Origin of the sequence: Bradyrhizobium yuanmingense (assembly GCF_900094575.1) — a bacterium.
GTDB lineage: Bacteria > Pseudomonadota > Alphaproteobacteria > Rhizobiales > Xanthobacteraceae > Bradyrhizobium > Bradyrhizobium yuanmingense.
Genome location: NZ_FMAE01000008.1, coordinates 110,892 through 135,671, shown reverse-complemented (window position 1 = coordinate 135,671; position 24,780 = coordinate 110,892). Strand labels below are relative to the sequence as shown.

General features: G+C 65.3%; 27 protein-coding genes, 3 tRNA genes and 2 pseudogenes. 13 read left to right on the top strand and 19 right to left on the bottom strand.

All coding sequences use genetic code 11. From position 1 onward, the window contains the following. Positions 1–105 precede the first annotated feature (105 nt). Entirely contained in the window at positions 106–1,341 is a 1,236-nt protein-coding gene (locus tag GA0061099_RS28090) for an acyl-CoA dehydrogenase family protein (protein WP_036027669.1), read from the bottom strand. A 207-nt stretch (positions 1,342–1,548) separates the two neighbouring features. On the opposite strand from GA0061099_RS28090, the gene GA0061099_RS28085 reads away from it, so the two are divergent. Then, entirely contained in the window at positions 1,549–2,211 is a 663-nt protein-coding gene (locus tag GA0061099_RS28085) for a TetR/AcrR family transcriptional regulator (RefSeq protein WP_036027671.1), read from the top strand. Positions 2,212–2,514: 303 nt separating this feature from the next. On the opposite strand, the gene GA0061099_RS28080 is transcribed toward GA0061099_RS28085, so the two are convergent. From GA0061099_RS28080 to GA0061099_RS28050, 8 genes are all read right to left on the bottom strand, one after another. After that, complete coding sequence (locus GA0061099_RS28080) at positions 2,515–2,730, bottom strand: hypothetical protein (RefSeq protein WP_036010888.1); 216 nt, start codon at positions 2,728–2,730, stop codon at positions 2,515–2,517. 338 nt (positions 2,731–3,068) lie between these two features. Next, positions 3,069–4,298, bottom strand: coding sequence for a CaiB/BaiF CoA transferase family protein (locus GA0061099_RS28075; RefSeq protein ID WP_036027673.1), 1,230 nt, complete (start codon positions 4,296–4,298; stop codon positions 3,069–3,071). A gap of 180 nt (positions 4,299–4,478) precedes the next feature. After that, positions 4,479–5,681 carry an MFS transporter gene (locus GA0061099_RS28070; RefSeq protein ID WP_036027674.1) on the bottom strand — a complete coding sequence of 401 codons (1,203 nt, stop codon included), beginning with the start codon at positions 5,679–5,681 and terminating at the stop codon, positions 4,479–4,481. 132 nt (positions 5,682–5,813) lie between these two features. Then, on the bottom strand, positions 5,814–6,641 hold the full coding sequence (locus GA0061099_RS28065; RefSeq protein WP_036027676.1) for a 3-oxoadipate:acetyl-CoA acetyltransferase: 828 nt from the start codon (positions 6,639–6,641) through the stop codon (positions 5,814–5,816). Between the two features lie 287 nt (positions 6,642–6,928). Next, a complete protein-coding gene (locus GA0061099_RS41420) occupies positions 6,929–7,099 on the bottom strand; it encodes a hypothetical protein (protein WP_167361681.1) in 171 nt (56 codons plus the stop codon). Positions 7,100–7,112: 13 nt separating this feature from the next. After that, the gene (locus tag GA0061099_RS28060) at positions 7,113–7,328 is read right to left on the bottom strand and encodes a hypothetical protein (protein ID WP_036010879.1); all 216 of its coding nucleotides are present in this window, start codon (positions 7,326–7,328) and stop codon (positions 7,113–7,115) included. Between the two features lie 61 nt (positions 7,329–7,389). Further along, on the bottom strand, positions 7,390–8,724 hold the full coding sequence (locus tag GA0061099_RS28055; protein ID WP_036027679.1) for a PQQ-dependent sugar dehydrogenase: 1,335 nt from the start codon (positions 8,722–8,724) through the stop codon (positions 7,390–7,392). Then, positions 8,721–9,173, bottom strand: a complete 453-nt coding sequence (locus tag GA0061099_RS28050) for a DUF2231 domain-containing protein (RefSeq protein WP_036027682.1) — start codon at positions 9,171–9,173, stop codon at positions 8,721–8,723. The genes GA0061099_RS28055 and GA0061099_RS28050 overlap by 4 nt, the downstream gene beginning before the upstream one ends. A 153-nt stretch (positions 9,174–9,326) precedes the next feature. Here GA0061099_RS28050 and GA0061099_RS28045 point away from each other — a divergent pair, with 153 nt between their 5' ends. Together GA0061099_RS28045 and GA0061099_RS28040 are read left to right on the top strand one after the other, a co-directional pair. Continuing rightward, positions 9,327–10,190, top strand: a complete 864-nt coding sequence (locus GA0061099_RS28045; protein ID WP_036010870.1) for a formate/nitrite transporter family protein — start codon at positions 9,327–9,329, stop codon at positions 10,188–10,190. Between the two features lie 88 nt (positions 10,191–10,278). After that, a complete protein-coding gene (locus GA0061099_RS28040) occupies positions 10,279–10,473 on the top strand; it encodes a hypothetical protein (RefSeq protein WP_063822476.1) in 195 nt (64 codons plus the stop codon). Positions 10,474–10,543: 70 nt separating this feature from the next. Here GA0061099_RS28040 and GA0061099_RS28035 read toward each other — a convergent pair. Next, positions 10,544–10,617 (bottom strand) — tRNA-Gly (locus tag GA0061099_RS28035). 329 nt (positions 10,618–10,946) lie between these two features. After that, positions 10,947–12,692: pseudogene (locus GA0061099_RS28030) on the bottom strand (ATP-binding protein); the annotation flags it as partial. Between the two features lie 411 nt (positions 12,693–13,103). Here GA0061099_RS28030 and GA0061099_RS28025 point away from each other — a divergent pair. Beyond that, a complete protein-coding gene (locus GA0061099_RS28025; RefSeq protein WP_225128221.1) occupies positions 13,104–13,274 on the top strand; it encodes a hypothetical protein in 171 nt (56 codons plus the stop codon). Between the two features lie 11 nt (positions 13,275–13,285). Here GA0061099_RS28025 and GA0061099_RS43160 read toward each other — a convergent pair. Both GA0061099_RS43160 and GA0061099_RS28015 read right to left on the bottom strand, forming a co-directional pair. Next, positions 13,286–13,547 (bottom strand): annotated as a pseudogene (locus tag GA0061099_RS43160) (hypothetical protein). A 27-nt stretch (positions 13,548–13,574) separates the two neighbouring features. Further along, positions 13,575–13,760, bottom strand: a complete 186-nt coding sequence (locus tag GA0061099_RS28015; RefSeq protein WP_036027686.1) for a hypothetical protein — start codon at positions 13,758–13,760, stop codon at positions 13,575–13,577. Positions 13,761–13,971: 211 nt separating this feature from the next. Between GA0061099_RS28015 and GA0061099_RS28010 the strand changes: the two genes are divergently transcribed. Further along, positions 13,972–14,346, top strand: coding sequence for a YciI family protein (locus GA0061099_RS28010; protein WP_036027698.1), 375 nt, complete (start codon positions 13,972–13,974; stop codon positions 14,344–14,346). Here the strand turns inward: GA0061099_RS28010 and GA0061099_RS28005 are convergent. Then, positions 14,313–14,906 carry a TMEM175 family protein gene (locus GA0061099_RS28005; RefSeq protein WP_036010860.1) on the bottom strand — a complete coding sequence of 198 codons (594 nt, stop codon included), beginning with the start codon at positions 14,904–14,906 and terminating at the stop codon, positions 14,313–14,315. The genes GA0061099_RS28010 and GA0061099_RS28005 overlap by 34 nt on opposite strands. 121 nt (positions 14,907–15,027) lie before the next feature. On the opposite strand from GA0061099_RS28005, the gene GA0061099_RS28000 reads away from it, so the two are divergent. The 3 genes from GA0061099_RS28000 to GA0061099_RS27990 all read left to right on the top strand — a co-directional run bounded on the left by GA0061099_RS28000 (position 15,028) and on the right by GA0061099_RS27990 (position 19,249). After that, positions 15,028–17,085 carry an ATP-dependent helicase gene (locus tag GA0061099_RS28000; protein ID WP_036027689.1) on the top strand — a complete coding sequence of 686 codons (2,058 nt, stop codon included), beginning with the start codon at positions 15,028–15,030 and terminating at the stop codon, positions 17,083–17,085. Between the two features lie 56 nt (positions 17,086–17,141). After that, a complete protein-coding gene (locus GA0061099_RS27995) occupies positions 17,142–18,122 on the top strand; it encodes an NADPH:quinone oxidoreductase family protein (protein ID WP_036027691.1) in 981 nt (326 codons plus the stop codon). Positions 18,123–18,217: 95 nt separating this feature from the next. Further along, entirely contained in the window at positions 18,218–19,249 is a 1,032-nt protein-coding gene (locus tag GA0061099_RS27990; protein ID WP_036027693.1) for an LLM class flavin-dependent oxidoreductase, read from the top strand. A 123-nt stretch (positions 19,250–19,372) separates the two neighbouring features. On the opposite strand, the gene GA0061099_RS27985 is transcribed toward GA0061099_RS27990, so the two are convergent. Beyond that, positions 19,373–19,458, bottom strand: a tRNA-Tyr gene (locus tag GA0061099_RS27985). A gap of 207 nt (positions 19,459–19,665) precedes the next feature. On the opposite strand from GA0061099_RS27985, the gene rlmB reads away from it, so the two are divergent. Then, the gene (rlmB, locus tag GA0061099_RS27980) at positions 19,666–20,496 is read left to right on the top strand and encodes a 23S rRNA (guanosine(2251)-2'-O)-methyltransferase RlmB (protein WP_036010853.1); all 831 of its coding nucleotides are present in this window, start codon (positions 19,666–19,668) and stop codon (positions 20,494–20,496) included. Between the two features lie 262 nt (positions 20,497–20,758). Here the strand turns inward: rlmB and GA0061099_RS27975 are convergent, their stop codons facing one another. Together GA0061099_RS27975 and GA0061099_RS27970 are read right to left on the bottom strand one after the other, a co-directional pair. Further along, positions 20,759–21,271, bottom strand: coding sequence for a hypothetical protein (locus tag GA0061099_RS27975; RefSeq protein WP_036027703.1), 513 nt, complete (start codon positions 21,269–21,271; stop codon positions 20,759–20,761). Between the two features lie 41 nt (positions 21,272–21,312). Beyond that, on the bottom strand, positions 21,313–21,795 hold the full coding sequence (locus GA0061099_RS27970) for a hypothetical protein (RefSeq protein ID WP_036027705.1): 483 nt from the start codon (positions 21,793–21,795) through the stop codon (positions 21,313–21,315). Between the two features lie 281 nt (positions 21,796–22,076). On the opposite strand from GA0061099_RS27970, the gene GA0061099_RS27965 reads away from it, so the two are divergent. Beyond that, a complete protein-coding gene (locus tag GA0061099_RS27965; protein ID WP_036027707.1) occupies positions 22,077–22,571 on the top strand; it encodes a hypothetical protein in 495 nt (164 codons plus the stop codon). 171 nt (positions 22,572–22,742) lie between these two features. Next, positions 22,743–22,817 (top strand) — tRNA-Thr (locus GA0061099_RS27960). Here the strand turns inward: GA0061099_RS27960 and GA0061099_RS27955 are convergent. Further along, on the bottom strand, positions 22,805–23,524 hold the full coding sequence (locus tag GA0061099_RS27955; RefSeq protein WP_036027724.1) for a class I SAM-dependent methyltransferase: 720 nt from the start codon (positions 23,522–23,524) through the stop codon (positions 22,805–22,807). The genes GA0061099_RS27960 and GA0061099_RS27955 overlap by 13 nt on opposite strands. A 320-nt stretch (positions 23,525–23,844) precedes the next feature. Here GA0061099_RS27955 and GA0061099_RS27950 point away from each other — a divergent pair, with 320 nt between their 5' ends. Further along, positions 23,845–24,048 carry a hypothetical protein gene (locus tag GA0061099_RS27950; protein ID WP_050996027.1) on the top strand — a complete coding sequence of 68 codons (204 nt, stop codon included), beginning with the start codon at positions 23,845–23,847 and terminating at the stop codon, positions 24,046–24,048. 23 nt (positions 24,049–24,071) lie between these two features. On the opposite strand, the gene GA0061099_RS41415 is transcribed toward GA0061099_RS27950, so the two are convergent. Beyond that, positions 24,072–24,236: a hypothetical protein gene (locus GA0061099_RS41415; RefSeq protein WP_167361680.1), complete on the bottom strand. Its 165-nt coding sequence runs from the start codon at positions 24,234–24,236 to the stop codon at positions 24,072–24,074. Between the two features lie 99 nt (positions 24,237–24,335). On the opposite strand from GA0061099_RS41415, the gene GA0061099_RS27945 reads away from it, so the two are divergent. Next, positions 24,336–24,707 carry a hypothetical protein gene (locus tag GA0061099_RS27945; protein ID WP_036027725.1) on the top strand — a complete coding sequence of 124 codons (372 nt, stop codon included), beginning with the start codon at positions 24,336–24,338 and terminating at the stop codon, positions 24,705–24,707. Positions 24,708–24,780: the final 73 nt, after the last annotated feature.

The window sequence follows — 24,780 nt, the reverse complement described above, 5'->3', positions numbered from 1 at the left end:
ATGATCCTAATCGGTAACCGCTAACGCACTTGCGTCAAGCGGTTACCGCAATTGGATCATGTCCCGTCGTTTCTTCAAGTCGGGAGCGCCGCAGGGCTCCCCCGCTTAGTGATTGGGAGAGTTTGCATACTTCCGAAGTTCGAGCCTGGCAATGGCGCGATTGTGCACCTCGTCCGGGCCGTCGGCGAGCCGCAGCGTGCGGATGTGGGCGTAGTCCTTGGCAAGGCCAGCCTCGTCCGACACACCGCCGCCGCCGAACGCCTGGATCGCCTCGTCGATGATCTTCAGCGCCATGTTGGGCGCAGCGACCTTGATCATGGCGATCTCGGCCTGCGCGGTCTTGTTGCCGACCTTATCCATCATGTCGGCCGCCTTGAGACACAGAAGACGCGTCATCTCGATGTTGGTGCGGGCCTCGCCGATGCGCTGCTCCCACACGCTGTGCTCGACGATTTTCTTGCCGAACGCGGTGCGCGAGGCAAGCCGCTTCACCATTTTCTCCAGCGCCTCCTCAGCCTTGCCGATGGTTCGCATGCAGTGATGGATACGGCCCGGGCCGAGGCGGCCCTGCGCGATCTCGAAGCCGCGGCCTTCGCCGAGCAGGATGTTCTCCTTCGGCACGCGCACGTTCTCGAGCAGCACCTGGGCATGGCCGTGCGGGGCGTCGTCGAAGCCGAACACCGGCAGCATCTTCTCGACCTTGATGCCGGGCGTGTCGAGCGGAACCAGGATCTGCGACTGCTGCTGGTGCTTGGCGGCCTTGAAATCGGTCTTGCCCATCAGGATCGCGATCTTGCAGCGGGGATCGCCGACGCCGGACGACCACCATTTGCGGCCGTTGATGACGTAATGGTCGCCGTCGCGCTCAATGCGGGTCTCGATGTTGGTGGCGTCGGACGAGGCCACCGCCGGCTCCGTCATCAGGAAGGCGGAGCGGATCTCACCGTCCATCAGCGGCCGCAGCCATTTCCGCTTCTGCTCCTTGGTGCCGTAGCGGATGAACACTTCCATGTTGCCGGTGTCGGGCGCGGAACAATTGAACACTTCCGAGGCCCAGGTGATGCGGCCCATTTCTTCCGACAAAAGCGCGTATTCGAGATTGGTCAGTCCCGCGCCGCGGAATTCATCGTCCTCATGCTCGGACGGCGGCATGAACATGTTCCAGAGGCCTTCGGCCTTCGCCTTCTTCTTGAGGTCCTCGAGAACAGGGATCACCTTCCAGCGGTCGCCGCTCTTGTCCTGCTGATCGTAGATCGGCACCGCCGGGCGCACGTGCTTGGCCATGAAGGACCGCACGCGGTCGAGCCATTCCTTTTGCTTGGGCGACATATCGAAGTCCATGCGACGCTCCTCTCTCTCACTGGTCCTTTTGCCCGGACTGTCCTCCCGCTTTGCGCGGCCCGCAAGCGCGAATGCGCGTCCTTGCGGACCTGTCGAAACCCGGCTGCAGTTGCGAACGAGTCCCGATTGCGGATTGACTTTTCCCGACCTTCAAACGATAGTTTCATACAACTGTTTGAATTGCAACTCCCCTCCCCGAGGGCATCCATGGCCAGCGATCATACGAGGTCTGCCATTCTCGCCGCCGCCGAGCGGCTCTATGCCGATCGCGGCTTCGGCGACGTGACGCTGCGCGACATCGTCGCGGAGGCGGGCGTCAACCTCGCCGCGGTGAACTATCATTTCGGCTCAAAGGACGAGCTGATCGCGGAACTGTTTGTCACGCGGTCGATCGCCACCAACCGCGAGCGCCTGCACGAGTTGAAGGCGGCGGAGGAGCAAGGCGGCGGCCGCGCGCCGATCGAGGTCATCCTGCGCGCGTTGGTCGGGCCGACCTTGCGCGGCTGCCTGGGGCCGGAGAACCAGCGCTCGACCGCCGCGCGCTTCATGATCCGCGCCTCGATCGAATCCGTGCCGCCGATCCGGCGCATCAAGAACCGCGAGATCGACCATTTGCGCAAATTCGTCGGCGCGATGCGGCGGTCCCTGCCCGACCGCAGTGACGTCGATATCTATTGGGGCCTCAACTTCGCGCTCGCCATGGCGCATCACACCATCCGTGAGAGCGAGCGGCTGACCAAGCTTTCGGAGGGCAAATGCGACCTCGACGACGTCGAGGATGTGGTCACGCGCGTCGTCAGCGTGGCGACGATGGCGCTGACGGCGGGACGGATGGAGCCGAAGGTCTCTTCAAAGGTGGCGGCGCGTTAGCGCGGATGGGCGTTGACGGTACGGAGCTGGAAGCTGCATTCGCGGTGCGCTCCCTCGCCCCGTTCTTACGGGGCCGCGACGAGCTTTGCTCGCGCTGAGAGGGGTTGGGGTGAGGGGCCTCTCTCCACCCGTGCGGTCTTCGGGGAGACCTGTACCCCCTCACCGGGATTGCACCGGACGATGCTTTCGCATCGCCGAGGCGATCCGACCTCTCCCCGCAAGCGGGGAGAGGTGAAGTCAGCGCCATTCACCTCACAACAGGCGATGCAGTCGATCTGGTCGAAGAATGATTGGTGGGCGGGACTACGCCCGCTGCGGCATCTCCTCGGCCTCTTCCTTGGCGAGCAGCAGCAGCATTTCGATGCCCATCTCGCCTTCCTGCGGCGAGCGGATGAACTTGATCTCGTCAGCGCTCTGCCGCAGCGCGGCAATGATGGCGACGGCCTGATTGGCGGTGGCCGCCTCGGTCGCCAGAATGGCCTTCTGGTCCTTGGCCTGGAACCCGATCGTGTAGGACACTCACTTCCCTCCCCGAACTCAAGTGGAGAGATCGAATCAGAGTCGGAGGCAAAGCGGAAGCCTGTGCGACTACGGACCGGGATTAGCTGGGGATTGCGGGCAAGCTTCACGCAAGCCCCGGCATGGCGCCCCGATTTTCTCGCCGTTTCCACAAGCGCGGCCCTCTTCCCTTCTCCCCTTGTGGGAGAAGGTGGCGCGAAGCGCCGGATGAGGGGTTCTCTCGACGAACTCGACTGCAGCTTTGCACGCGGAGAGAACCCCTCACCCGTCTCGCCGCTTTGCGGCGAGCCACCCTCTCCCACAAGGGGAGAGGGAAAGCCGGCGCCGCTTCGTCGAATCTAGATGATGCCCTGCGCCTTCAGCTGCTCGATCTTGCCGGCATCATAGCCGAGCTTGCCGCCGAGCACCTCCTGGGTGTGCTCGCCCAGAAGCGGCGGGGCGCGGTAGTCCTTGATCGGGGTCTCCGAGAGCGTCAGCGCGTTGCGGACCAGCGACAGATCGGGCTCGAAGGGATGGTTGACCTTCACGCGCATGCCGCGCGACTGGACGTGCGGGTCGGAGAACACCTGCTCGAAATTGTTGATCGGCCCTGAGGGCACCCCCGCCTCCTCCAGCTTCTCCAGCCAGTAGGCTACCTTTTGCTTCAGGAACAGGCCGGCGAAGATCGCCATGATCTCCTTGCCGTGCACGACGCGGTCGTTGTTCTTGACGAAGCGCGGATCGTTCGCGAGCTCGGGCTCGCCGAGCACGGCGCAGGTGCGCTGAAACTGGCCGTCATTGCCGACCACCAGCATCAGCTCGCCGTCGGCGCAGCGGAACACGCCGGCGGGCATGCCGCCATTGCCCCAGGTGCCGCGGCGCGGCGGCGTCTTGCCGTTGACAAGGTAAATTTGGAGCCAGTGCGACAGCGATGCGATCACGGTATCGAACAGACAGACGTCGATGTGCTGTCCCTGCCCGCCATTGGCATCGCGATGGTAGAGCGCCGAGAGAATGCCGATCGAGGCGTTCATGCCGGTCATGTAGTCGACGATCGAGGGGCCGACCTTCATCGGGCCCTCGCCGGGCTCGCCGTCGATATGGCCGGTGACGCTCATCAGGCCGCCCATCGCCTGCAGGATGGCGTCGTAGCCGGCGCGCGGCGCGTAAGGTCCGGTCTGGCCGAAGCCGGTCACCGAGCAATAGATGATGCGGGGATTGATCGCCTTGATGGTCTCGTAGTCGAGACCGTAGCGCTTGAGATCGCCGACCTTGTAGTTCTCCATGAAGACGTCGGCGTCCTTGGCGAGCTCGCGGACGATCGCCTGCCCTTCGGGCTTGGCGATGTTGACGGTGACCGACTTCTTGTTGCGGTTGGCACAGAGATAGAACGAATTGTTGTTGTTGGCCTTGCCCTCGGGGTCGGCGAGGTAAGGCGGACCGAAAGCGCGCGCGTCGTCGCCGGTGCCCGGCCGCTCGATCTTGATCACCTCCGCGCCGAGATCGCCCAGCATCTGGGCCGACAGCGGCCCGGCCAGCACGCGGGTGAGGTCAAGGATCTTGATGCCTGAGAGCGGCAGGGCCGACATGTCGATTTCCTCCGGGGAACTAACCTTGGCGCGGCGGCGGGATCGCGAGGCTGCGCTCCCTGCCGATACCACCATTTTCGCACGCTGAGCACTGCACTGGCGGCATACGGCTATCTCCTGCCGGGCCGGAGGTGATCGCCGTCCGCAAACTTTCCGCGCCGCGAATATTGCTTGATCGGCTCAGGTCACGACCGCCGGCTGTCGCGGCCGGCGGCGAGCGAGCAGAACGAGGATCAGCACCGTCGCGCAGGAGAACACCAGCGTGAGACCGAGCGCAGCACGGCTGCCGAACTCCGTCAGCAGGCCCGCGAGCAGCGGCGGTGAGATCGCGGAGGCGAGGTTGAGCGGCAGCGAGATCATCGACATCGCCTTGGCGAACTCGGCCTGGTCATAGAACACCAGCGGGATGGTCGCCCGCGCCACCGCCATTGCGCCGCTGCCGGCGCCATAGAGCAGGATGAAGACCGCGACCGCCCACGTGGCGCCCTCGCTCGACATCAGCAGCAGCATGGCGACCGGCAATGCGCTGCCCGCGACGAGCCCGGTCGTGATGCCGTCCCATCGTCCGCCGCCGAGAAAATCCAGCCCGCGGGCGCTGACCTGGATCACGCCCAGCATCGAGCCGAACACCAGCGCCTGAGCCGGCACCAGCCCCTCCGCCCGCAACAGCTCGATCAGGATCGCACTGACGCCGAAATTGACGAAGGCGTTCAGCGTGATCGCGGCGACGACGAGGCCGAACGTGCTCCGTGCAATGGCAGGCGGCGGCGACCGCTTCGCCGGCGCGGTGCCCTCGTCCTGTGCGATCTTTCGGCGCGGCGCGCCGAACGCATAGAGCGGGAGGCTGACGAGGAGCATCATCGCGGCGTAGACCAGGCACGTCCCCCGCCAGCCGAGGTGACCGCTCAGGAACGAGGTCGTCGGCCAGAAGATGCTGCTGGACAGGCCCGTCACCAGCATCAGCGCGCCGATCGCGTTCTTGGCCTGCCGCCCCGCGATCTCGTTCAGCATGATATAGGCGCCGGTCGACAGCGTGGCGCTGCCGGCGATGCCGAGGACGATCCACGCGGCGAAATAGAGCATCGGCTCGCGCGCCAGCGACAGCAGCACGAAGCCTGGCGCCGTGACGATCGTGCCGACCATCATCACCGTCCGCGCGCCATGCCGCGCAAACGACTTGGCGAGCAACGGACCGCACAGCCCCATCGAGACGTAGAGAACGGACGTGCCGGCGAACACCGCCGGCAGGCTCATGCCGAGATCGGCGGCGAGATCGCGCCCGACGATGGCGGGAAGCCCGATCGTGCCCCATCCGACCAGCTGCGTGGTGGCGAGCATCAGCAAGACCCCGATGAGCCTGCCGTCATATTTCAAGAACTGCATTCCAAACGTCGCCTGCCCGGCAGGCGCAGATTGCGCCTGTAGCACCTGTCTACTCGGAGAAACGGCGCACGGGAACGCCGGCCGCCGAATGGCAGGCGGCAGCCGGGAGCATGTGAGGACGAGGAAGTCGCCCTACCCTGCCATGGCGAGTAGCGATCGCGCCTCAGTCGCGGTCGCAACGCGCCGGCCGTGGCGCGCGACCGCCTCGCAGGCCAGGGTCACGAGCTCGGCGTTGCTGGCAGCGAGGCGCGTCTTGTCGATGCGGATATTGTCCTCGAGCCCGGTGCGGACCGCGTCCGCCCCTCGGGCGAGCGCCCACCCCATGACCTCGGCCTGATGGCGGCCGATTCCGGCTGCGGTCCAGGTTGCCTTCGGGATCAGCCGCCTGAGCTCGCCCAGGAGAATGTCGAGCACATGCTCGTCCGCCGGCATCGCGTTCTTAACGCCCATGACGAACTGCACGTGCGGACGCGCGTCGATGAGGCCCGCATCGATCAGGCGGCGGGCGCCATGCAGATGCGACAGATCGAAGATCTCGATTTCCGGCCGGATGCCGTTCGTCTTCATGCTAGTGGCGAGCGTCTCGACCAGCGCGGCGCTGTTCTCGTAGACGATGGTCGGAAAGTTCACCGATCCCGTGGAGAGCGAGGCCATGTCGGGCTTGAGGTAGAGCGCCGATCCGCGCGCCGAGGGATCACGGCCACGCCCGCCGGTCGAGAACTGGACGATCATATCAGGACAATGCTTTTTGATCCCCTCCTGCACCTGGGCAAAACGCTCGGGATCGGAGGACGGCGTCTCGTCGTCGTTGCGGACGTGGATATGCGCAAGCGTGGCGCCCGCCTCGAAGGCCTGGTGCGTCGATTCGATCTGCTCCGAGGGCAGGATCGGCACCGCCGGATTGTCCTTCTTGCGCGGAACGGAGCCGGTGATGGCGACGGCAATGACAGCGGGGTTCATCCAGCGACCTCATGATCTTTGCGCTCGCGCGCATAACGTTCGGCCAGTCTTGCTACAAGTGAAACCCTGTCGCCGCAACATTCGTCGATCGCAGCGACAGGGCCTTTTCGTCCGAATCAGGTCGGAAGTGCGGTCGCCCGGCCTGCTGTAGCCGTGCGGCTGGCGGCGGCGCGCGCGATGACCTCGAGGCGACTACCTCGATTCAAAGGCCGCTACGGAAATGACGGAGGAGTGCCGCCCGCCGCGGGCGATTGATCGTCTGGTCGGTTGGCCGCAGCGGAGCCCCCTCACGCGGTGTGGCCGGGATCCACGTGCTTCGGCGTCTTCTTCTCGCGCTGCGGCGTCATCTTGGCCGGATCCGGCGCGCCCGGCACGCCGCGCGGGCCGAGCTGGTCGCGCTGGATGTCGTCCTCGGAGCGGGATGGCTCGACGCCGTTGGGCTCACGGGGCTTGGTCATCGCGTCTTCCTTCTCAAGCGTTGTCCCGGACGCCGAGCGCGTTGCCTCCCGCCTCGCGGCCGGGCACGCTGACCTGAACTTCATGTCCCTCACGCAGCGCGAGGGATGCGGCGGCGACTGCGGACTCGAACGCGGCTTCCTTGGTGGCGTAGGTGTTCTTGACGTCGCCGTCGTGCAGCACGCCCCATTCGTCCCGCACCGGCACGATGGCATATTGCGCAAGGCCCATTGTCCAAACTCCTGGCTCTAGATCTCAGAAAAAAGGTCTGCACGACAACGCGCCTGCGCGCTTAACGTTGCGTCAGCTGCGGATGGGTCGCGCTCACTCGCCAGACCGTGTTGCCGCTGTCGTCCGCAACCAGAAGCGCGCCGGTCTTGTCGATGGCAACACCAACGGGGCGGCCGCGCGCCTTATTGTCGCTGTTGAGGAACCCGGTGACGACGTCCTGCGGCGGGCCGCTCGGCTTGCCGTCTTTGAACGGCACGAACACGACCTTGTAGCCGCTCAGCACCTGCCTGTTCCAACTGCCGTGCTCGCCAACGAAGGCGCCGCCGCGATAGGCGGCCGGCAGGCTGGTGCCGGTGTTGAAGGCGAGCCCGAGCGGGGCGACATGCGAGCTCAGCGCATAATCCGGCACGATCGCCCTGGCGACGAGATCCGGCCGCTCCGGCTTGACGCGGGGATCGACGTGCTGGCCGAAATAGCTGTAGGGCCAGCCGTAGAAGCCGCCGTCCTTCACCGAGGTCATGTAATCAGGCACGAGATCGGGACCGAGCTCGTCGCGCTCGTTGACCACCGTCCACAATGCGCCGGTCTGCGGCTCGAAGCTAAGGCCGTTGGGATTGCGCAGGCCGCTTGCGAACACGCGCCAGCGGCCGCTGGCGCGATCGACCTCGAGGATGGCGGCGCGATTGTGCTCGGCCTCCATGCCCCTCTCGGCGGCGTTGCTGTTGGAGCCGACGCCGGCGTAGAGCTTCGAGCCGTCGGGGCTGGCGACCAGGCTCTTGGTCCAGTGATGGTTGATCGGACCGCCCGGCAGCGGCGTCAGCACCGTGCCCGGCGCGGTGATCTTCGTGTCCCCTTCGGTGTAGGGATATCTGACGATGGCGTCGGTGTTGGCGACATAGAGATAGTTGCCGACCAGCGCGACGCCGAACGGCGAGTTGAGATGGTCGAGGAAGATGCTTTGCGTCTCCGGCACGCCATCCCCGTTGCTGTCGCGCAGCAGCGTGATGCGGTTGCTCGCGCCGCTGTCGCCGCCGGAGGTCGCCCAGGACTGGATGACGCCCATCACGAGTTCCTTGGGCCGCTTGATCGGAGCGCCTTTCGGCGCCTTGGATTCCACCACCAGCACGTCGCCATTGGGGAGAACGTAGAGCGAGCGCGGGTGCTGCAGGCCGGTGGCGAAGGCCTTGGCCTGCAGGCCCTGCGCGACCGTCGGCGTCTCGTCCTTCTTCCAGCCGACGATGCGGGCAATGTGGACCGGCGGCAGCAGATATTGCTGGATTTCGGGAAGTGCCGGATTGGCGCCGACCTGCGCCTTGGGATCGCCGCTGCCGTCATTGCAGCCGGCCAGCCCCAGCAGCGACGCGCACAACAGCGCGCGGATCATCGCAGATATCATCGTGCAACTCCCACGCCGTGGCGATAGACGAGAGCCCAGCCGAGCCACCCCGTGATCGGCAGGATCAGCACTGTGAGCGCGGACAAGGCGAGCCCGCTCGGCCACACGGAAGTCCAGCCATCGCGCATGTGGATCATCAGATTGACGATCGAAAGGATCAGCACCACGGCATTGCCGATCAGATGCGGCCAGGCCGGCGCCTGCGCCCGCACCAGCCGATTGCCGAGGAAGTCGATCAGGCCCGCGATCGCCGCCAGCACGCCGAAGACGATTCCGGCGAGCAGCAGCCAGGCCGAAAAATTCGCCCACATGATCTCGGCACTGGCGACATAGGCGATGTCGGTCAGCAGCGCCCCGACGAAACACGTGATCGGGATCGGCACCAGCATCGGATGAATCGGATGACCCGCGATCTGCGCGGTGGAACGCACGCGCACGTCGTATTGCACGGTTGGCCTCGTGACTTTCACCCTTGCCCCCACGGCGAACTCCTGCTCATGACGAAGGTTCCTCCGCGTGCTGCACCGCGCCTGCACCGCGCAAGGGGAACTGAATGGGACATCCGGAAGTCTTGACTGGATCAGCCTTTCGGAGACCGCAGCGTGGATCAGTCTGGCGACGGCGCCTCATTCAACCCAGCATCCAAGCTCGACGGCGTGTCGCGGCGCCAGACCAGGCAGATCGAATCCCAGAGCAGGCCAAGCGCCGCGCTGATCCATGAGACGATCCGCGCCGAAGGCGAGCAGGAGCTGGAGCGGCGATGGTGGGCCATCGTGCTGTCCGGTTTTGCCGCCGGCCTTTCGATAAGCCTGTCGCTAATCGTTCAGGGCGAGTTGCATGCGCTGATCTCGGATGAGGCGACCCGCCGCCTGGTTGCTCCGCTCGGCTACACCGTCGGCTTCCTGGTCGTCGTGCTGGGACGACAACAGCTCTTTACCGAGAACACGCTGACACCGATCCTGCCGCTGTTGCACAACAGGGATCTCGGCACCTTGGCAAGCGTGCTCAAGCTCTGGATCCTGGTTCTCGCCTCGAATATCGCAGGGACCTGGGCGGCCGCCTCCGTGCTCGCTCGCACCAGCATCTTCGAACCTCGCATCGTGGACGCCTTCATCGATCTCAGCCGGCCGACGATCGAGGGGACGTTCTCGAGCACCTTCGTCAGGGCCATCTTCGCCGGCTGGCTGATCGCCTCGATGGCCTGGCTTCTTCCGGCTGCCAAAGGCTCGCGCGCACACATCATCGTAGTGATGACCTATGTGGTCGCACTCGGCCAGTTCTTGCACATCGTCGCGGGTTCGATCGAGTGCGCCTTTCTGGTGCAGAGCGGCCTGGCCTCGTTCAGCCAATATGCCTCCGACTTCTTCATACCCACGCTACTCGGCAATATTATCGGCGGAACGACCCTGGTTGCGCTGCTGAACTACGGACAGGTCGCCGCCGAAATCGATAACCACAGGGGATAGAGCCTGCACGAAGCGGCTGCTTTGGACAGGAACGATAGCGCAGAGCTGGGTTTGCCCTAGCAATCAACGCGGTCAAGCAGGATCATTCATGAGCATCGAGAGCAAGAGCCCATTCGACAAGGAACCGGCCGAAGGATCACGCGACATCATTGATTGCGAACTTCAGCGCGGCGACGAGGCCGACAAGGTCGATCATCTCCCCGGCGTGAAGGTCAGCGGACAGCCTCGAGGCGGCGCGGTCGATCGCGCACGGAAGGAACGCGAGCGACGGGACGAGGAATAGCTGATCGGCCGTCAAGCCACGGGCGGCTATCGAGGAAACGCCCTGCTGGGATATCGCGTCCAACAGGTTCTGGAGCGGGTGAAGGGAATCGAACCCTCGTATTCAGCTTGGAAGGCTGCTGCTCTACCATTGAGCTACACCCGCGTTGGGGGCTCCCTAACACGGCCGGGCTGCGGTCTCAACTGCCCAGGAGGTCGCTTTCCGGCGTCTTCGGCGGCCTTGCGAACGACCCGGGTTCCTGCGGACCCGCCGCCCCTTAACAGCGGCGGGATCGCCGCCTATATTGAAGACTTCCGAAACCAACGAAAGGAGGTGATCCAGTGTCTTATCTCAAGCGCTGTCACCTCGCTGGGATCGCCCGCTAGGCTTCGAGTAGGGCTTGGCATCGGGGCGCTCTCAGCCCTGGACCAGCGAGCAAGAAATCGGGCGCGACGGGGCTTCCCCGCCGCGCCTTTTTCGTCTGTCGCCGCGGCTCAGGCGGGCGGCTCGCCGGCAAGCACCTCGCGAATCTTCTGCGACAGCTCCGCCTTGCGGTATGGCTTGAACAGCAGCGCCACGCCGGGATCGAGATGTCCGTCGTGGACGATGGTGTTGTCGGTATAGCCGGAGGTGTAGAGCACCCTCACGCCCGGCCGGCGGAGCCTGACGGCTTCGGCCAATTCATGCCCGTTCATGCCGCCGGGCATGATGATGTCCGTGAACAGCAGATCGAATCGGGCACCTTGGTCGACCAGCGTCAGCGCGGACGCGCCGTCGCTCGCAGCGAGCGTGCGATAGCCGAGGCCGCCGAGTTGCGCGATGACATAGCCCTGGACCAGCGGATCGTCCTCCACCACGAGTATCGTCTCCCGCCCGCGCGCCGTGGCGGGCGCTTGAACCGGCGCCGTCCTGGCCACCGCCTCGCCCTTTGCCCGCGGCAGGAACAGCCGCATCACGGTGCCGCGCCCCTCCTCGCTTTCGATCGCAACAGTGCCGCCGCTCTGGCGGGCAAAGCCGTAGACCATGCTCAGCCCCAGACCGGTGCCGCGGCCGACCCCCTTTGTGGTGAAGAACGGCTCGAAAACACGCTCGCGGATATCGGCCGGAATGCCGTGACCGGTGTCGCCGACTGCAACCATCACGAAGGCGCCGCGCACGCCCTCACCAGCGGTCCCCGTGCCTTCGAGCTCGCGGTTCGCGGTTTCGAGGGTGAGCTTGCCGCCGCCCGGCATCGCGTCGCGCGCATTGACGGCGAGGTTGACGATCGCGGAGGACAGCTGCGACGGATCCACCATCGCGGACCAGGCCTCGTCGGCGAGCCGCGTCTCGATCTCGATTTGCTCGCCGAGCATCGGCCTCAGCAGCTTCGCGGTCTCGACCACGAGCGCGTTGACGTCGATCTCGCGCGGCTCCAGCGGCTGGCGGCGCGCGAAGGTCAGGAGTTGCGAGGTGATCTCCGCCCCGCGCGCGGCCGCATCATCGATCAATTGCGCGATCGCGGCCAGCTCGGGCTTGTCCGCAAGCCCTTCCTGGATGATCTCGATCGTGCCGGTGATAACCGTGAGCACGTTGTTGAAATCGTGCGCCACGCCGCCGGTGAGCTGGCCGATCGCGTCCATCTTCTGGGACTGACGCAGCCGCTCCTCGATCTCGTGCTGCGCGGTGAGGTCGGTCGCGGAGCCGCGGTAGCCGAGGAAGCGTCCATCGTCGTCGAAAACCGGCTTGCCGTTGACGCTGAAATGATGCATCCGCCCGCGCGTGTCGCGTCCGCGATACTCGAATTTGCGGAACGGCTCGTGACGGTCCAGCGTCGCCAGATGCGCGCGCCATTTCTCGGCCTCGGTATCCCGATCGAGCGCAGTATCGATGCGACGCGTGCCGATCCGCACTTTGGGATCCATTCCGAAGGCAATCACCCGGTCAGAGAGATAGGTGAAGCAGTGGTCCGGCCCGGTTTCCCAGAACCAGTCGGACGCGGTTTCGGCATAGTCGCGGAAACGCTCTTCGCTCGCCCGCGCCTCCGCTTCGGCGCGCCGGCGGATGGTCAAATCGCGCTCGAGATTGGCATTGGCCTCGCGCAGCTCGCCATAGGCCTGCTGGAGGTTCGCGCACATCGCGTTGAAAGCCTCGATCACCTTGTCCAGCTCGTCGGCATCGGAGGGCGGCCGGCGCTCCAGGCGTAACGGCGGTGGGGGCCGGGTCAGGCTGTATTTGCTGACGTACTCGGCGATGGCCGCAAGCGTCTCGATGTCGGTCAGACCAGGCTTCGCCGCCGTCGGCGCGATGGCGTGGCTGCGCTTGGCGTCCTCGTCAGCTGCGTTGGCCATGCACCATGTTCCCGAAATGGCGGCTCGCTGCTGCGGTCGAGCGGTTGCAGTCTCGAGCAATCCATGGGCTGAGACGCGCCCGTCTCGTCACCCGATGCAAGCGACGTCCCGTCGGCCCGCGAGCTCGAAGTCGGCAAGTCACGTCTTCCGCCCCCGCAGCGGCACTGCTGGGCAAATTATCACTGCTCGTGCTAAAATGTCATCGGTGAAAGTCCGGTATGGCTCGCGGGACGAGCGCGCAATGATCGTTGCGACCGGGTGTGCAGGCGCCAACTTTGGCGGCTAGCCGTCGCCTGCCTGTCGCTGCTCGCCACTGACCCTGCGTTGGCGCAGGACACGATCCGGCTGGCGCGCATCGCCTGCAACCACTACCTGTATGAACGTCATCGCGATCTGGTGCCTGAGGTCGGCAAGGTCATCGCTCGGATGCAGGCGAGCGGCGAGCTGGGCTCGCTACGCGAGGCCCTGGTCAAGCAGGTCTTGAGCGGGCAATGACGAATGCTGCGTCAGCCGGCGCGAAGCCGCTCGCGCAGCGCGACGGCGGCGATCAGCATGCCGACGCACCAGGCCACGACCGCGCGGTGCGGCTCCTCGCCGAGCAGCACCGTGACCAGAGCATGATCCAGAAAAGTGTGTAGCGGTTTTCCGAAAAGATCATGCTCAAACATAACCTCTGGTCAGAAGGCACGGGACGATGGCCTTGGAGGTCCGGCTCATCAGCGCGAGCAGGAACGGCATCGCCGCGATCGATATCTGCAGGACGTCCATTTCGAACGCCGGCCTCGCCGCAAGGCTTCAGAACCCGAAGATGTTGAACACGCGCCGCCGTTTGCCGCGCCGGCTTTCGACGATCCGCTCGCCGCCGTTCTCAGCCGAGCTGCCGTAATAGCGGTGATGGCCGGCCTGGTCGTGCAGATCGGCCGGCTCCGACTGCCCTGCCCGCCGCGCGTCGCAGATGATCTTGATGGTATGACCCGACATTGCCGCCTCCAGCAAAGAACTTGTTGTTTATGGTCCATCAGTCGCGACCAGTTCCGGCGGCGTTCACATGGGCAAGGACGCAATCGGGTTTCAGGACGGTTTCGCCGCTTGCGGGCCACGCAATATTTTGCTTCGGAAGTGTCGGCACGGGCCGCCGTGCCACGTCCTCAGGACTTGCGCAGAAACAAAAGCAGAAAAGAACGAGGTGACGATGCTGTACGCCATCCTGGCCTATCACGTGGAAGACGAGGTCCTGTCCTGGACACCGGAGCAGGATGCCGCGGTCGTCGCCAAGGTCATCGAGGTTCAGGCGCCGCTGCGGGCCAGCGGGCAGTTTGGTCCGGCGGCCCGGCTGGATGAGACCCGCAAGGCCCGCACCTTGCGGGGTCCCGGCGCGGGAATGGTGCTGGACGGGCCGTTTGCCGAGACCAAGGAGCAGCTTCTCGGCTTCCACTTGATGCAATGCGCCACCGAGGAGGAGGCGATCGAAGCGGCGCGGAAGCTGCGCGCGGTCAATCCGACGGCGGTGTACGAGATCCGCCCGGTCAAGCTTTACGTGCCGGCCGATGGGTTCGGCGCGACATAGAAGCGCTGGATCAGGAGGCCGCCAAAGGCAAAACACCAGATGTAGGGCGCGATATGCGGCGCAAACGCCGCAACGATGGTGCCCGGGATGAACACGGCGACCGGAAACAGCGAAGCCATGATCTCGCGGCCCCAGCCGCGCAGGATGGTCCACCACAGCAAGGCATTGAGGCCGCCGATCGTGGTCAGGTGCAGGCCGTAGAGCACCGCCACCGCGCTGCTCATGGCGTAGTTGGTGTAGAGCCCATTGGTGACCGGCAGCAGCACGATCGAGAGCAGGAAGAAAAGGTTGAGGACCACCATGCCGCGGCTGCCGACGGGCTGACGTGCCAGCCGGCGGTGATGGCTGATCCAGAACACCCCGGCGATGATGAAGCTGAGCGCGAAGCCGGCAAGCTTGCCGGAATACACCCGGGCGAGATCGTTCCAGTCGGGCGCGCCACTGAACACTGCCGCCTTCGGCAAATCGTAAGCCAGCAGCGTCATGGCGACGCCGAAAATGGTATTGCTGAGCGACTCCAGCCGCCGCATCTCGAATTGTTCGGGTTTGAGCTCGGTCATCTCGCCATGGGGTGCTGGAACCAAAGGGCTGTCTTCCCCTAAATCCTAATTCCAGTTCCGTCCAGCCGCATTGCGATTCGCGCCGGGATCGCCGAGTCTCATCCTTTCACCGGGGCGATTCGTGGCGACATATCTGGACACGCTCAATGCGGAGCAGCGCCGCGCCGTCGAGCATGGCGTGGCCGAAGGGGCCATCGTGGGCGGTCCCCTGCTCGTCATCGCCGGTGCCGGCTCCGGCAAGACCAACACGCTCGCCCACCGCGTCGCGCATCTGATCGTCGCAGGCGCCGATCCCCGCCGCATCCTGCTGATGACGTTCTCCCGACGCGCGGCGGCGGAGATGGCCGGAAGGGTCGAGCGCATCGCGCGCAAGGTGCTCGGCGAGAACAACGCCGCAATCATGCGCGATGCGCTGACCTGGGCCGGCACCTTCCACGGCATCGGCGCGCGGCTCCTGCGCGAATATGCCGAGCGGATCGGCGTCGATCCCGCCTTCACCATCCATGACCGCGAGGATTCTGCCGACCTGATGAACCTGGTCCGGCACGAGCGCGGCCTGTCGAAGACCGAGAGCCGCTTTCCGGCCAAGGGCACCTGCCTGTCGATCTATTCCCGCTGCGTCAATGCCGAGATGGAGATCGAGAAGGTGCTCGCCCAGCATTTTCCCTGGTGCGCGGGCTGGGCCGCCGAGCTGAAGGGTCTGTTCGCCGCCTATGTCGAGGCCAAGCAGGCCCAGCACGTGCTCGATTACGACGATCTGCTGCTGTACTGGTCGCAGATGATGAGCGATGCGCTGATCGCCGAAGAAATCGGCGGCCGCTTCGACCACGTGCTGGTCGACGAATATCAGGACACCAACCGTCTGCAATCCTCGATCCTCTTGGCGCTCAAGCCCGACGGCCGCGGCCTCACCGTGGTCGGCGACGACGCGCAGTCGATCTATTCGTTTCGCGCCGCCACCGTGCGCAACATCCTGGACTTTCCGCAGAGCTTCTCGCCGCGCGCGGAGATGATCACGCTCGACCGCAATTACCGCTCGACGCAGGCGGTGCTGTCGGCGGCGAACGGCGTGATCGGCCTCGCCCGCGAGCGCTTCACCAAGAACCTCTGGACCGACCGCACCTCAGGTCAGAAGCCGCAGCTCGTCACCGTGCACGACGAGGCCGACCAGGCGCGCTACATCGTCGAGGCGGTGCTGGCGAACCGCGAGCAAGGCGCGCTGCTCAAGCACCAGGCGGTGCTGTTCCGCACCTCCTCGCATTCGGGTCCGCTGGAGATCGAGCTGACCCGCCGCAACATCCCCTTCGTCAAGTTCGGCGGGCTGAAATTCCTCGATGCCGCCCATGTCAAGGACGTGCTGGCCCTGTTGCGCTTCGCCGAAAATCCGCGCGACCGCGTCGCCGGCTTTCGCATCCTGCACCTGCTGCCGGGCATCGGGCCTGCGACCGCACAGCGCGTGCTCGACCAGATGGCGGAGAGCACCGACCCGCTTGCCGCGCTCGGCCGGCTGCCGGGGCCGGCGCGCACCGGCGAGGACTGGACCTGTTTCGTCCGCACGGTCGAAAACCTGCGCTATTCGGAATGGCCCGTCGACCTCGAACGGGTGCGGCTCTGGTACGAGCCGCATCTCGATCGCATGCACGAGGATGCCGAGACGCGCCGCGCCGATCTGATGCAGCTCGAGCAGATCGCGAGCGGCTATGCCTCTCGCGAGAAATTCCTGACCGAGCTCACGCTCGATCCGCCGGATGCGACCAGCGACAAATCAGGGCCACCCCTGCGCGACGAGGACTACCTGATCCTCTCCACCATCCACTCCGCCAAGGGCCAGGAGTGGAAATCGGTGTTCGTGCTCAACGTCGTCGACGGCTGCATGCCGTCCGATCTCGGCGCCGGCACCAGCGCCGAGATCGAGGAGGAGCGCCGCCTGCTCTATGTCGCGATGACGCGCGCCAAGGACGATCTGCATCTCGTCGTGCCGCAGCGCTTCTTCGTGCACGGTCAGGCCGCCAGGGGCGACCGCCACGTCTACGCCTCGCGCACCCGGTTCATCCCGGAGCAATTGGTCTACCTGTTCGAGCGCACCGCCTGGCCGAAGGCAGCAAGCGGTGCTGCGCGCACCGCGGCGCAGGGGCCGAAGATCGACATCGGGGCGCGGATGCGGGGGATGTGGCGGTAGACACAAGAGGCTAGTGTCGAGACCTGTCAGGATAACTGGAACAACAGAGGTCCGACATGAAAGCCGTTGTCGTCGAGCAATACGCCCCCATCGATCAGATCGAGCTGAAGGACGTACCGCCTCCGTCCATGGAGGCGGTACAGCTGCGCATCCGGGTGGAAGCTGCCGGGATTGGCTTCGTCGACGGGCTGAAGATCGAGGGACGCTACCAGACCAAGGACCCCCTGCCCTTCATTCCCGGGACGGAGTTCGCGGGGGTGGTGACGGACGCGCCCGGCGCACCGGGCGGTTACCAACCCGGCATGCGCGTGATGGGCATGACGCGATCGGGCGCACTGGCCGAAGAGATCGTCGTTAGGCCTGAAGCGGTCCATCCCCTGCCGGATGGCGTCGCAGCCGAGGTCGCCGCCTCGTTTCGCGCCAATTACCTGACGGCCCTTTATGCGCTGGGCGCGCGCGCTTCGCTGGCCGCAGGCGAGCAGCTTCTCGTGCTGGGTGCCGCCGGCGGCACTGGGATTGCGGCCGTCCAGATTGGAAAGCTGCTCGGCGCTCGCGTCATCGCGGCTGCATCAACACCAGAGAAGCGCGAGTTTGCGCAGGCGCATGGCGCCGATGCGGTGATCGACTATACGCAGGCCGGCTGGCGCGACACGCTCAAGGAGTTGACGGCAGGACGTGGCGCGGACGTGATCTTCGATCCCGTTGGCGGCGAAATCTCGGTGCAGGCATTTCGATCCATCGCCTGGCGCGGACGCCATCTCGTGGTCGGCTTTGCCGCCGGCGCCATTCCCGCGCTGCCGTTCAATCTGCCGCTGCTGAAAGGCGGCGCCTTACTCGGTGTCGATCTTGCGCAGATTCCAACGCGCGAGCCCGATGTGCAGAAGCGCCTGATGTCACAATTGACGGACTGGCTTGCCGATGGCCAGTTGAAGCCCGTGGTCGGCCAAGTCTTCGCCTTCGAGGATTTCCGCGCGGCATTCAAGACGATGCAGACGCGCGCTGCGCTCGGCAAGATGGTGGTGCGCATCGGGCGATAAGATCCACAAACGGAAACCGAGCATTTCCGCACGTGCGCTTGTGACCGGGCTGCGGCCCCTTAGATGTGGCCGATCCTCCCACAGAGACCTGATCGATGACCCCACCGCTCGAATTCGGACTGGATACCTTTGGCGACGTCACAAGAGATGCGTCCGGCGACATGATTCCGCATGCGCAGGTGATCCGCAACGTGGTCGACGAAGCGGTGCTGGCGGACGAGCTCGGTCTCGATTTCATCGGTCTCGGCGAGCATCACCGCGCCGATTTCGCGATCTCCTCGCCGGAGACCGTGCTCGCGGCGATCGCATCGCGCACCAGGCGCATCCATCTCGGCTCGGCCGTGACGGTGCTGTCTTCGGACGATCCCATCCGCGTGTTCCAGCGCTTTGCCACGCTGGATGCGGTCTCGAACGGACGCGCCGAGGTGATCCTCGGCCGCGGCTCGTTCACCGAATCCTTCCCGCTGTTCGGCTTCGACCTGCGCAAATATGAGGAGCTGTTCGAGGAGAAGCTCGATCTGTTCGCTGCGCTCTTGTCGCAGCAGCCGGTCACCTGGCAAGGCAAGCTGCGTCCGCCGCTGAAAGATCAGCTGGTCTATCCGGCGGTCGAGAACGGCAAGCTGAAAACCTGGATCGGCGTCGGCGGCAGTCCGCAATCGGTGGTGCGCGCCGCGCATTACGATCTGCCCTTGATGCTGGCGATCATCGGCGGCGATCCAGCGCGCTTTGCGCCCTATGTCGAGCTCTACCATCGGGCCTTCAGGGAGTTCGGTCGCCCGGCCCAGCCGATCGGCGTGCATTCGCCGGGCTACGTCGCCGAGACCGACGCGCAGGCGCGCGAGGAGCTCTGGCCCGACTACAAGGCGATGCGCGACCGCATCGGCAAGGAGCGCGGCTGGCCGCCGATGGGCCGCGACGAGTTCGTCCATGAGGCCGAGCACGGCTCGCTCTATGTCGGCGCGCCGGAAACGGTGGCGCGAAAGATCGCGAAGACCGCAAAGGCGCTCGGCATTTCGCGGTTTCAGTTGAAGTACTCGGCAGGGCCCTTGCCGCACGAGAAGCTGATGCGCAGCATCGAGCTCTACGGGCGGAAGGTGGTGCCGATGGTGCGGGAGATGATGGGGTAGCGGGCTCGAGATGAGTCAGTCCGCCTACGCCCTGCGGGCTACGGCGTGACAGCCTTCGCTCACTTCGCGCCACGAGCACTTGTGCTGGCTTGCCGAGCCGTAGCTCGCGAAGCGAGCGAAGGCTGGTGGGGGAGGCAGGACTCGAACCTGCGAAGCCATGAGGCGGCTGATTTACAGTCAGCTCCCTTTGCCACTCGGGACACTCCCCCGCTCGACGGCAGCACAATCGGGCCGGACCTTGCCGGCGGACCGAAGACGGCCATGGAACGTGAAGGCCGCGGCAACCCGTATCGGGGCGCGACCGGGCGCGTTTATGGGCGAAGCGGTGGGGCAAAGTCAACCGAGGCAAGCAGCTAAAATCGCCCTCGAAGCCACTCAAATTGCCATATTGGGGTCCCCGTGACACAAGCGAGCCCATGAAGGACAAAAAATTCGCCCCGAGGGGCCCCCGCAGGGGGGCTAAGCCCTTCAACAAACCAGGGAAATCGACCGGCCGGCCGGCTTGGCGCGAACGCGATTCGCACCCCGACGGGCCCGTCATTCTCTATGGCTGGCACACCGTCACCATGGCCCTCGCCAACCCGCAGCGGCGGATCCGCAAGCTGACGCTAACCGAGAACGCCGCGCGGCGGCTGGCGGACGAAAACATCGCGACCCGCATCGCGCCCGAGATCGTCCGTCCCCAGGAGATCGACCGCCTGCTCTCGCCCGACGCCGTGCATCAGGGCCTGCTCGCCGAGGCCGATCCCCTGCCCTCGCCGGACATCGAGACGCTCAAGCAGGAAGGCATGGTGCTGGTGCTGGACCAGATCACCGATCCGCACAATGTCGGCGCCATTCTGCGCTCTGCAGCGGCCTTCGCGGTGAAGGCGATCGTGACCACCGCGCGTCACAGCCCCGAGGCGACGGGCGTGCTCGCCAAGGCCGCCTCCGGCGCGCTGGAGCTTGTGCCTGTCGTCACGGTGCAAAATCTCGCCCGCGCCTTAACGGCGTTGAACGAGCGCGGCTTCCAGACCGTCGGTCTCGACAGCGAAGGTACCGAGGACCTCTCGAACGTCACACTGCGCGAGCCGCTCGCGCTGGTGCTCGGCGCCGAAGGCAAAGGCTTGCGGCAATTGACGCGCGAGACCTGCAGCGTCGTGGCGCGGCTCGACATGCCCGGCGAGATCAAAAGCCTCAACGTCTCGAATGCGGCCGTACTCTCGCTCTATGTCGGCGCGAGCCGGCTGGGGCTGATGAAGCGCTAGCGCTATAGGCGCCGCGCATATCCGGACGATGCTAGACTACGCCTGTTTTGCCCGACGGATCAATCGAAGTCTCTGTTTTTCCGAAATTTGGAGTTCGAACAATGAGCTAATGAGCGATGCTCGCTCATCTCGGGCACATTGCGCTTCAAGTCCTTGATTTCACTGTTCCCGGCTACTGTGCATGGGGTTGTTTTGAAGAGAAAGCAAAACGCCCGTCCGCATCACGCGAACGGGCGCTTCGCAAATCTCAACCGATCAGAGATCAGTAATAGCGGCGCAGCACGCGGTGACCGCCATAATAGCGCGGTGCATGGCGGTGGGCGTAGCCGTAACGGTGAGCATGGCCGTAGTGCACGCGCGGCAGATAGCCGTAGCGCGGGCCGTAGCCGTAGCGATAGGGACGGAAGTACGGGCGGCGATAGGGATAAGCGGCCGGCGGTGCGACCGCAGCGGCACGATAGCCATAGCCATAGCCGTAATTGGCGGGCGCGACGACCGCGTCCTCGCGGTAGGTCGGATACGGCGCGAAGGCGCCCGGGCCGGTATAGGTCGGCCCCTGGTTGACGTAGTAATACTGCGTGGTCGGCTCGGCGAGACGCTCATAGGCGCCGTAGCCGTAGCCGTAGCCATACCCGTATCCGCCGCATCCGGTGTTGCAGCCGCTATAGACCGGTGCCACCGGCGCGCACGTGCTGAAGCCGCAGGCCGCGGCCGGCGCGGTGGCGGCGAACATCACGGCAGTTGCCGCGACCAGTCCCGAAATCATCTGACGCATTACTCTCTCCTGTTGATTTCCGTTTTTGGTTTTCACGTTTCTCAACCCGGCGGCCTGCCGGGTATCTCTGTGCGCGGCCGCGGCCGCGGGGGCCGAGGACGGTCGTTGATCTCGGGCGCGTAGATCACCGGCGGCGGATCGACGGGCGGATCCATCTGCGCCGGCAGCGGCGCGGACGAGGCATCCCAGCTCTGGTGGTAGCTCTCGGCGGGCTGGGGCAATTTGCGGTTCGCCGGCGGCTCGACCTCGAGCCGGCCGTAGCCTGGCCGCAGGCCCAGCGTCGGATAATAATGGCCGACGTTGTCGGGCTGCCGCTCGGCGATATAGCGTCCGCCATAGATCGTGGGCTGCACCTGCTGGCCCTTGCCGAGGCCCCAGGTGCCCTCGACGACGGCATAGGACGCATCGATGTTGTTGATGATGACAGGCACGCCGGGACGGCCGGGAACGACGATCTCGAAGCCGGCTGCAAACGCGGTTGCAGGCAGTCCGATCAGAAAGGCGGCGAGCGCCACGGCACGCATGAGGAGACCCCGGTTATCCGGGCGCAACCTATCCGATCGCGACGCAGAGAGAGTTAAGGCCTGCTCACCAAATTCCGGTAAGCCTAACGTGCAAGGATTGCGCGCCGCTCAAATGTTGCACGGCGAGGTAGTGAAGCGTTAACGGCGCGGAACCGCGCGGCTGGAACAGCGTACTGCTCACATCGGTTTGACGGCTCGCATCCGAAAAATCCCAAGGTTGCATCGGAACGTCCTGCGCCGTCGGCGTTTAGCTCCTGTCAACAAAATGGGAGCGAACAACCATGACCATCAAGCTTCTCGGGGCCACGGCGATCGCAGCGACCATGCTGGCAGGCTCTGCCATGGCGCAGACCGTCGTCACCAATCAGGGCCGCTGCTCGGCGCAATTCCCGAACGGCAATTGCCAGACCTTCGGACCGGGACAGGCCACCACCGAGAGCGGCTACCGCCACCGCCGCGCGGCCTATCGCCAGACCAACCGCGACTGGAATAACGACTGGAACAGAAGCCCCACTGGCTTCTGGCCGACCGACGTTGCGGCGGGCGCTGTCGGGACGGCGGCCGGCGTCGCGGGCGCCGCGATCGGCACCGCCGGCGCGATTGCCACCGCCCCATTCCGAGGTTGGGACAATTCCTACGCCTATGACAATTCGTGGGACCGCGGCTGGGACAATCGTAGCTGGGACAGGCGCACCTATGCCCAGCGCAACGGCTTCGTCTGTACGCCCGGCACGTACTTCAAGGGCGCAGACGGCCGCCGGCAGCTCTGCCAGTAAGCCGGCTTGAGCCGAACGCGACACATCGGGCGGCCCGCGCGGCCGCCCGATTCACGTCCTGCGACGACGACCTCCCGGTTCTGGCACTTTCCGATCAAGTCTGGTATTGCGGCGCGCACGGGTAGACGGGGCCCGGCGCGAGCCGAGCTCTGCCCTGCCTCTTGAGGCATCGCCGGCTTAGCTCAGCGGTAGAGCAGCGGTTTTGTAAACCGAAGGTCGGGGGTTCAATCCCCTCAGCCGGCACCAGCTTCTGACGCGAAGCTATTCTCCGGCAGCTCATCCAGCCGCCAGAGCCCGAGGCTCTTGTCGCGCCAGCCGCCACCGCCCTCCTCGCAACGCTCGTCGATCACTGCCTGCGGTGCCGGCCAGCCGAACGGCGCTTTCTCCATGTTGAGCGCGCGCCAGTCGCCATCCTCGCAATCGTGATTGTCGTCCCACTCCGGAAAGGTCGTGACGAGCAGGAAGCGCGCGCCGCTCATCCGAAGTTGCGCGAGCGCGCGATAGATGTTCGCAAAGCTCAGATGCACCAGGCAATCCCGGCAGAGAATGACGTCGGCGTGCGGCAGCTCATCGCGCGTGATGTCAGCAACGAGAAACCGACCGGACGAACCGTCAGCTGCGACACGCCGGCGGTTTGCATCGATCAGCGACGGTACGATGTCGATGCCGGTGTAATCGATATCGAGCTCGAGCCGGCCGATCCAACCTGCATCGCCGCAGGGCGCATCGAGCAGCGAGCGCACGCCGAGCCGTAGCAGCAATGGAGGCAGCGCCTCCTGGATCGCGGCTGTGGCGACATCCTCCGAGCCGAGGCCGGACACCGAAGTGGTTGCGCCCCAGAGGTTGGTCCGCTCAATCCGCGCGAACCGCGCGGCGAGATCCAGCCCTGAGAAATTGTCACGGTCGGCAACGAAGCGTTCGTGCGCAAGCACGGGGGGACGATCGGCGGTCATTGGGCGAGCCTTTTGCGGCGCGGGTACACTATACAATCCGGCCGAACTGTTCGAAATTCCCTGGCAGCGAACCTACGCACGTCATTCGTCTCGTCGAGACCATGCGCTCCACCACTCCCAAAGAGAAGGCCAAGATCGTCGCCGGCGCGCTTACGGCCGTCGTCGCGACGGCCATGCTGTTCGTGCTCGCGCTCGGCTTGGTGCTGTCGCACTAGGCGCGATCTAAAGCCCCCCGTTTTCGCATCGAAAATCGCCGGCCCGGAACCGGCTCCGGCGCCAGCCGTTGTCAGCGCATGCGGATCCGGGAAGAAAACCGAAACATGATTCTGCTGGCGACGGTGACGCTGTGCTGTATCGCCGTGGCCGGGATGTTGGCGCTGTTCGAGCCGGCGCCTGTACGGACGCCCGATAAGCTGGTCGCCGATAGGGCCGTGATCGAGCCCACTCCGCGCACGCCAGCTCAGATCCCGGTTCGGGTGGTCGGCGCGCCGTTCGAGCCCAACGTCAATCCGCGCGAGCGGTAGCGATTACCTCGACGAGGTCTTGCTTACCTCGGCGAGGCCTTGGCGCCCTCCTCGGGTCGGCCGTGGACACGCGCCAATTCCTCGACAAACGCGATCACCTCCGCCCGCTTGTCGGGCGGCAGCGTCAGGAACGCGCGGATGAGCCTCAGGCCCTCCGCCTCGTTCGGTCTTTCTTTCGATGCATCCATCTGCCCAGTGTCGGGCTACCGGGAAAAATATGCAACCCTTGCAAACAGCCTTGATTCGAAGCAGCCGCTTTGCTGGAATACGCGCGGCTGAGGTGGATCATGAAATGGATCAGGGAGCGCGACGCACTGATCGCGCAGACGCTGGCTTTCGTCCAGTCGGTGACCGGCAGGAAGGATGACGTTCTTCAGCCGGAGGCGCCCGCATCTGGCCCGGCCGTCGCGATGGAGATCGTCACCATGCAGGCGGTCACCGTCGAGATCGAACCGCCGCAAGCCCCCCTTGCGCCGCGGCCCGCGCCTCTGCCGCCGCGGACGAGCGGCGATTTCCGCGCCGAGATGCAGGCCCGCATCGCCAATTTCCGCAAGCACCAGGAGCGCTTCGAGCGCGAACGTGAGGAATATTGTGTGGCAACCCTGACCAAATTGCGTGCCGCCATCCTCGACGCCTCCAGTCCACCGGCCGAAAAATAGGGCCCGGCCAGGGGTCTACAGCCAGGCCCCTACAACCACGACCAGACCAGCCAGAGATTGGCCGCGCAGGCGC

Coding starts and splice junctions, on each gene's coding strand:
- GA0061099_RS28090 (WP_036027669.1), bottom strand. CDS start 1,341: ATGGACTTCGATATGTCGCCCAAGCAAAAGGAATGGCTCGACCGCGTG.
- GA0061099_RS28085 (WP_036027671.1), top strand. CDS start 1,549: ATGGCCAGCGATCATACGAGGTCTGCCATTCTCGCCGCCGCCGAGCGG.
- GA0061099_RS28075 (WP_036027673.1), bottom strand. CDS start 4,298: ATGTCGGCCCTGCCGCTCTCAGGCATCAAGATCCTTGACCTCACCCGC.
- GA0061099_RS28070 (WP_036027674.1), bottom strand. CDS start 5,681: ATGCAGTTCTTGAAATATGACGGCAGGCTCATCGGGGTCTTGCTGATG.
- GA0061099_RS28065 (WP_036027676.1), bottom strand. CDS start 6,641: ATGAACCCCGCTGTCATTGCCGTCGCCATCACCGGCTCCGTTCCGCGC.
- GA0061099_RS41420 (WP_167361681.1), bottom strand. CDS start 7,099: ATGACCAAGCCCCGTGAGCCCAACGGCGTCGAGCCATCCCGCTCCGAG.
- GA0061099_RS28060 (WP_036010879.1), bottom strand. CDS start 7,328: ATGGGCCTTGCGCAATATGCCATCGTGCCGGTGCGGGACGAATGGGGC.
- GA0061099_RS28055 (WP_036027679.1), bottom strand. CDS start 8,724: ATGATATCTGCGATGATCCGCGCGCTGTTGTGCGCGTCGCTGCTGGGG.
- GA0061099_RS28040 (WP_063822476.1), top strand. CDS start 10,279: ATGAGCATCGAGAGCAAGAGCCCATTCGACAAGGAACCGGCCGAAGGA.
- GA0061099_RS28015 (WP_036027686.1), bottom strand. CDS start 13,760: ATGTCGGGTCATACCATCAAGATCATCTGCGACGCGCGGCGGGCAGGG.
- GA0061099_RS28010 (WP_036027698.1), top strand. CDS start 13,972: ATGCTGTACGCCATCCTGGCCTATCACGTGGAAGACGAGGTCCTGTCC.
- GA0061099_RS28005 (WP_036010860.1), bottom strand. CDS start 14,906: ATGACCGAGCTCAAACCCGAACAATTCGAGATGCGGCGGCTGGAGTCG.
- GA0061099_RS27995 (WP_036027691.1), top strand. CDS start 17,142: ATGAAAGCCGTTGTCGTCGAGCAATACGCCCCCATCGATCAGATCGAG.
- GA0061099_RS27990 (WP_036027693.1), top strand. CDS start 18,218: ATGACCCCACCGCTCGAATTCGGACTGGATACCTTTGGCGACGTCACA.
- rlmB (WP_036010853.1), top strand. CDS start 19,666: ATGAAGGACAAAAAATTCGCCCCGAGGGGCCCCCGCAGGGGGGCTAAG.
- GA0061099_RS27975 (WP_036027703.1), bottom strand. CDS start 21,271: ATGCGTCAGATGATTTCGGGACTGGTCGCGGCAACTGCCGTGATGTTC.
- GA0061099_RS27970 (WP_036027705.1), bottom strand. CDS start 21,795: ATGCGTGCCGTGGCGCTCGCCGCCTTTCTGATCGGACTGCCTGCAACC.
- GA0061099_RS27965 (WP_036027707.1), top strand. CDS start 22,077: ATGACCATCAAGCTTCTCGGGGCCACGGCGATCGCAGCGACCATGCTG.
- GA0061099_RS27955 (WP_036027724.1), bottom strand. CDS start 23,524: ATGACCGCCGATCGTCCCCCCGTGCTTGCGCACGAACGCTTCGTTGCC.
- GA0061099_RS27950 (WP_050996027.1), top strand. CDS start 23,845: ATGATTCTGCTGGCGACGGTGACGCTGTGCTGTATCGCCGTGGCCGGG.
- GA0061099_RS41415 (WP_167361680.1), bottom strand. CDS start 24,236: ATGGATGCATCGAAAGAAAGACCGAACGAGGCGGAGGGCCTGAGGCTC.
- GA0061099_RS27945 (WP_036027725.1), top strand. CDS start 24,336: ATGAAATGGATCAGGGAGCGCGACGCACTGATCGCGCAGACGCTGGCT.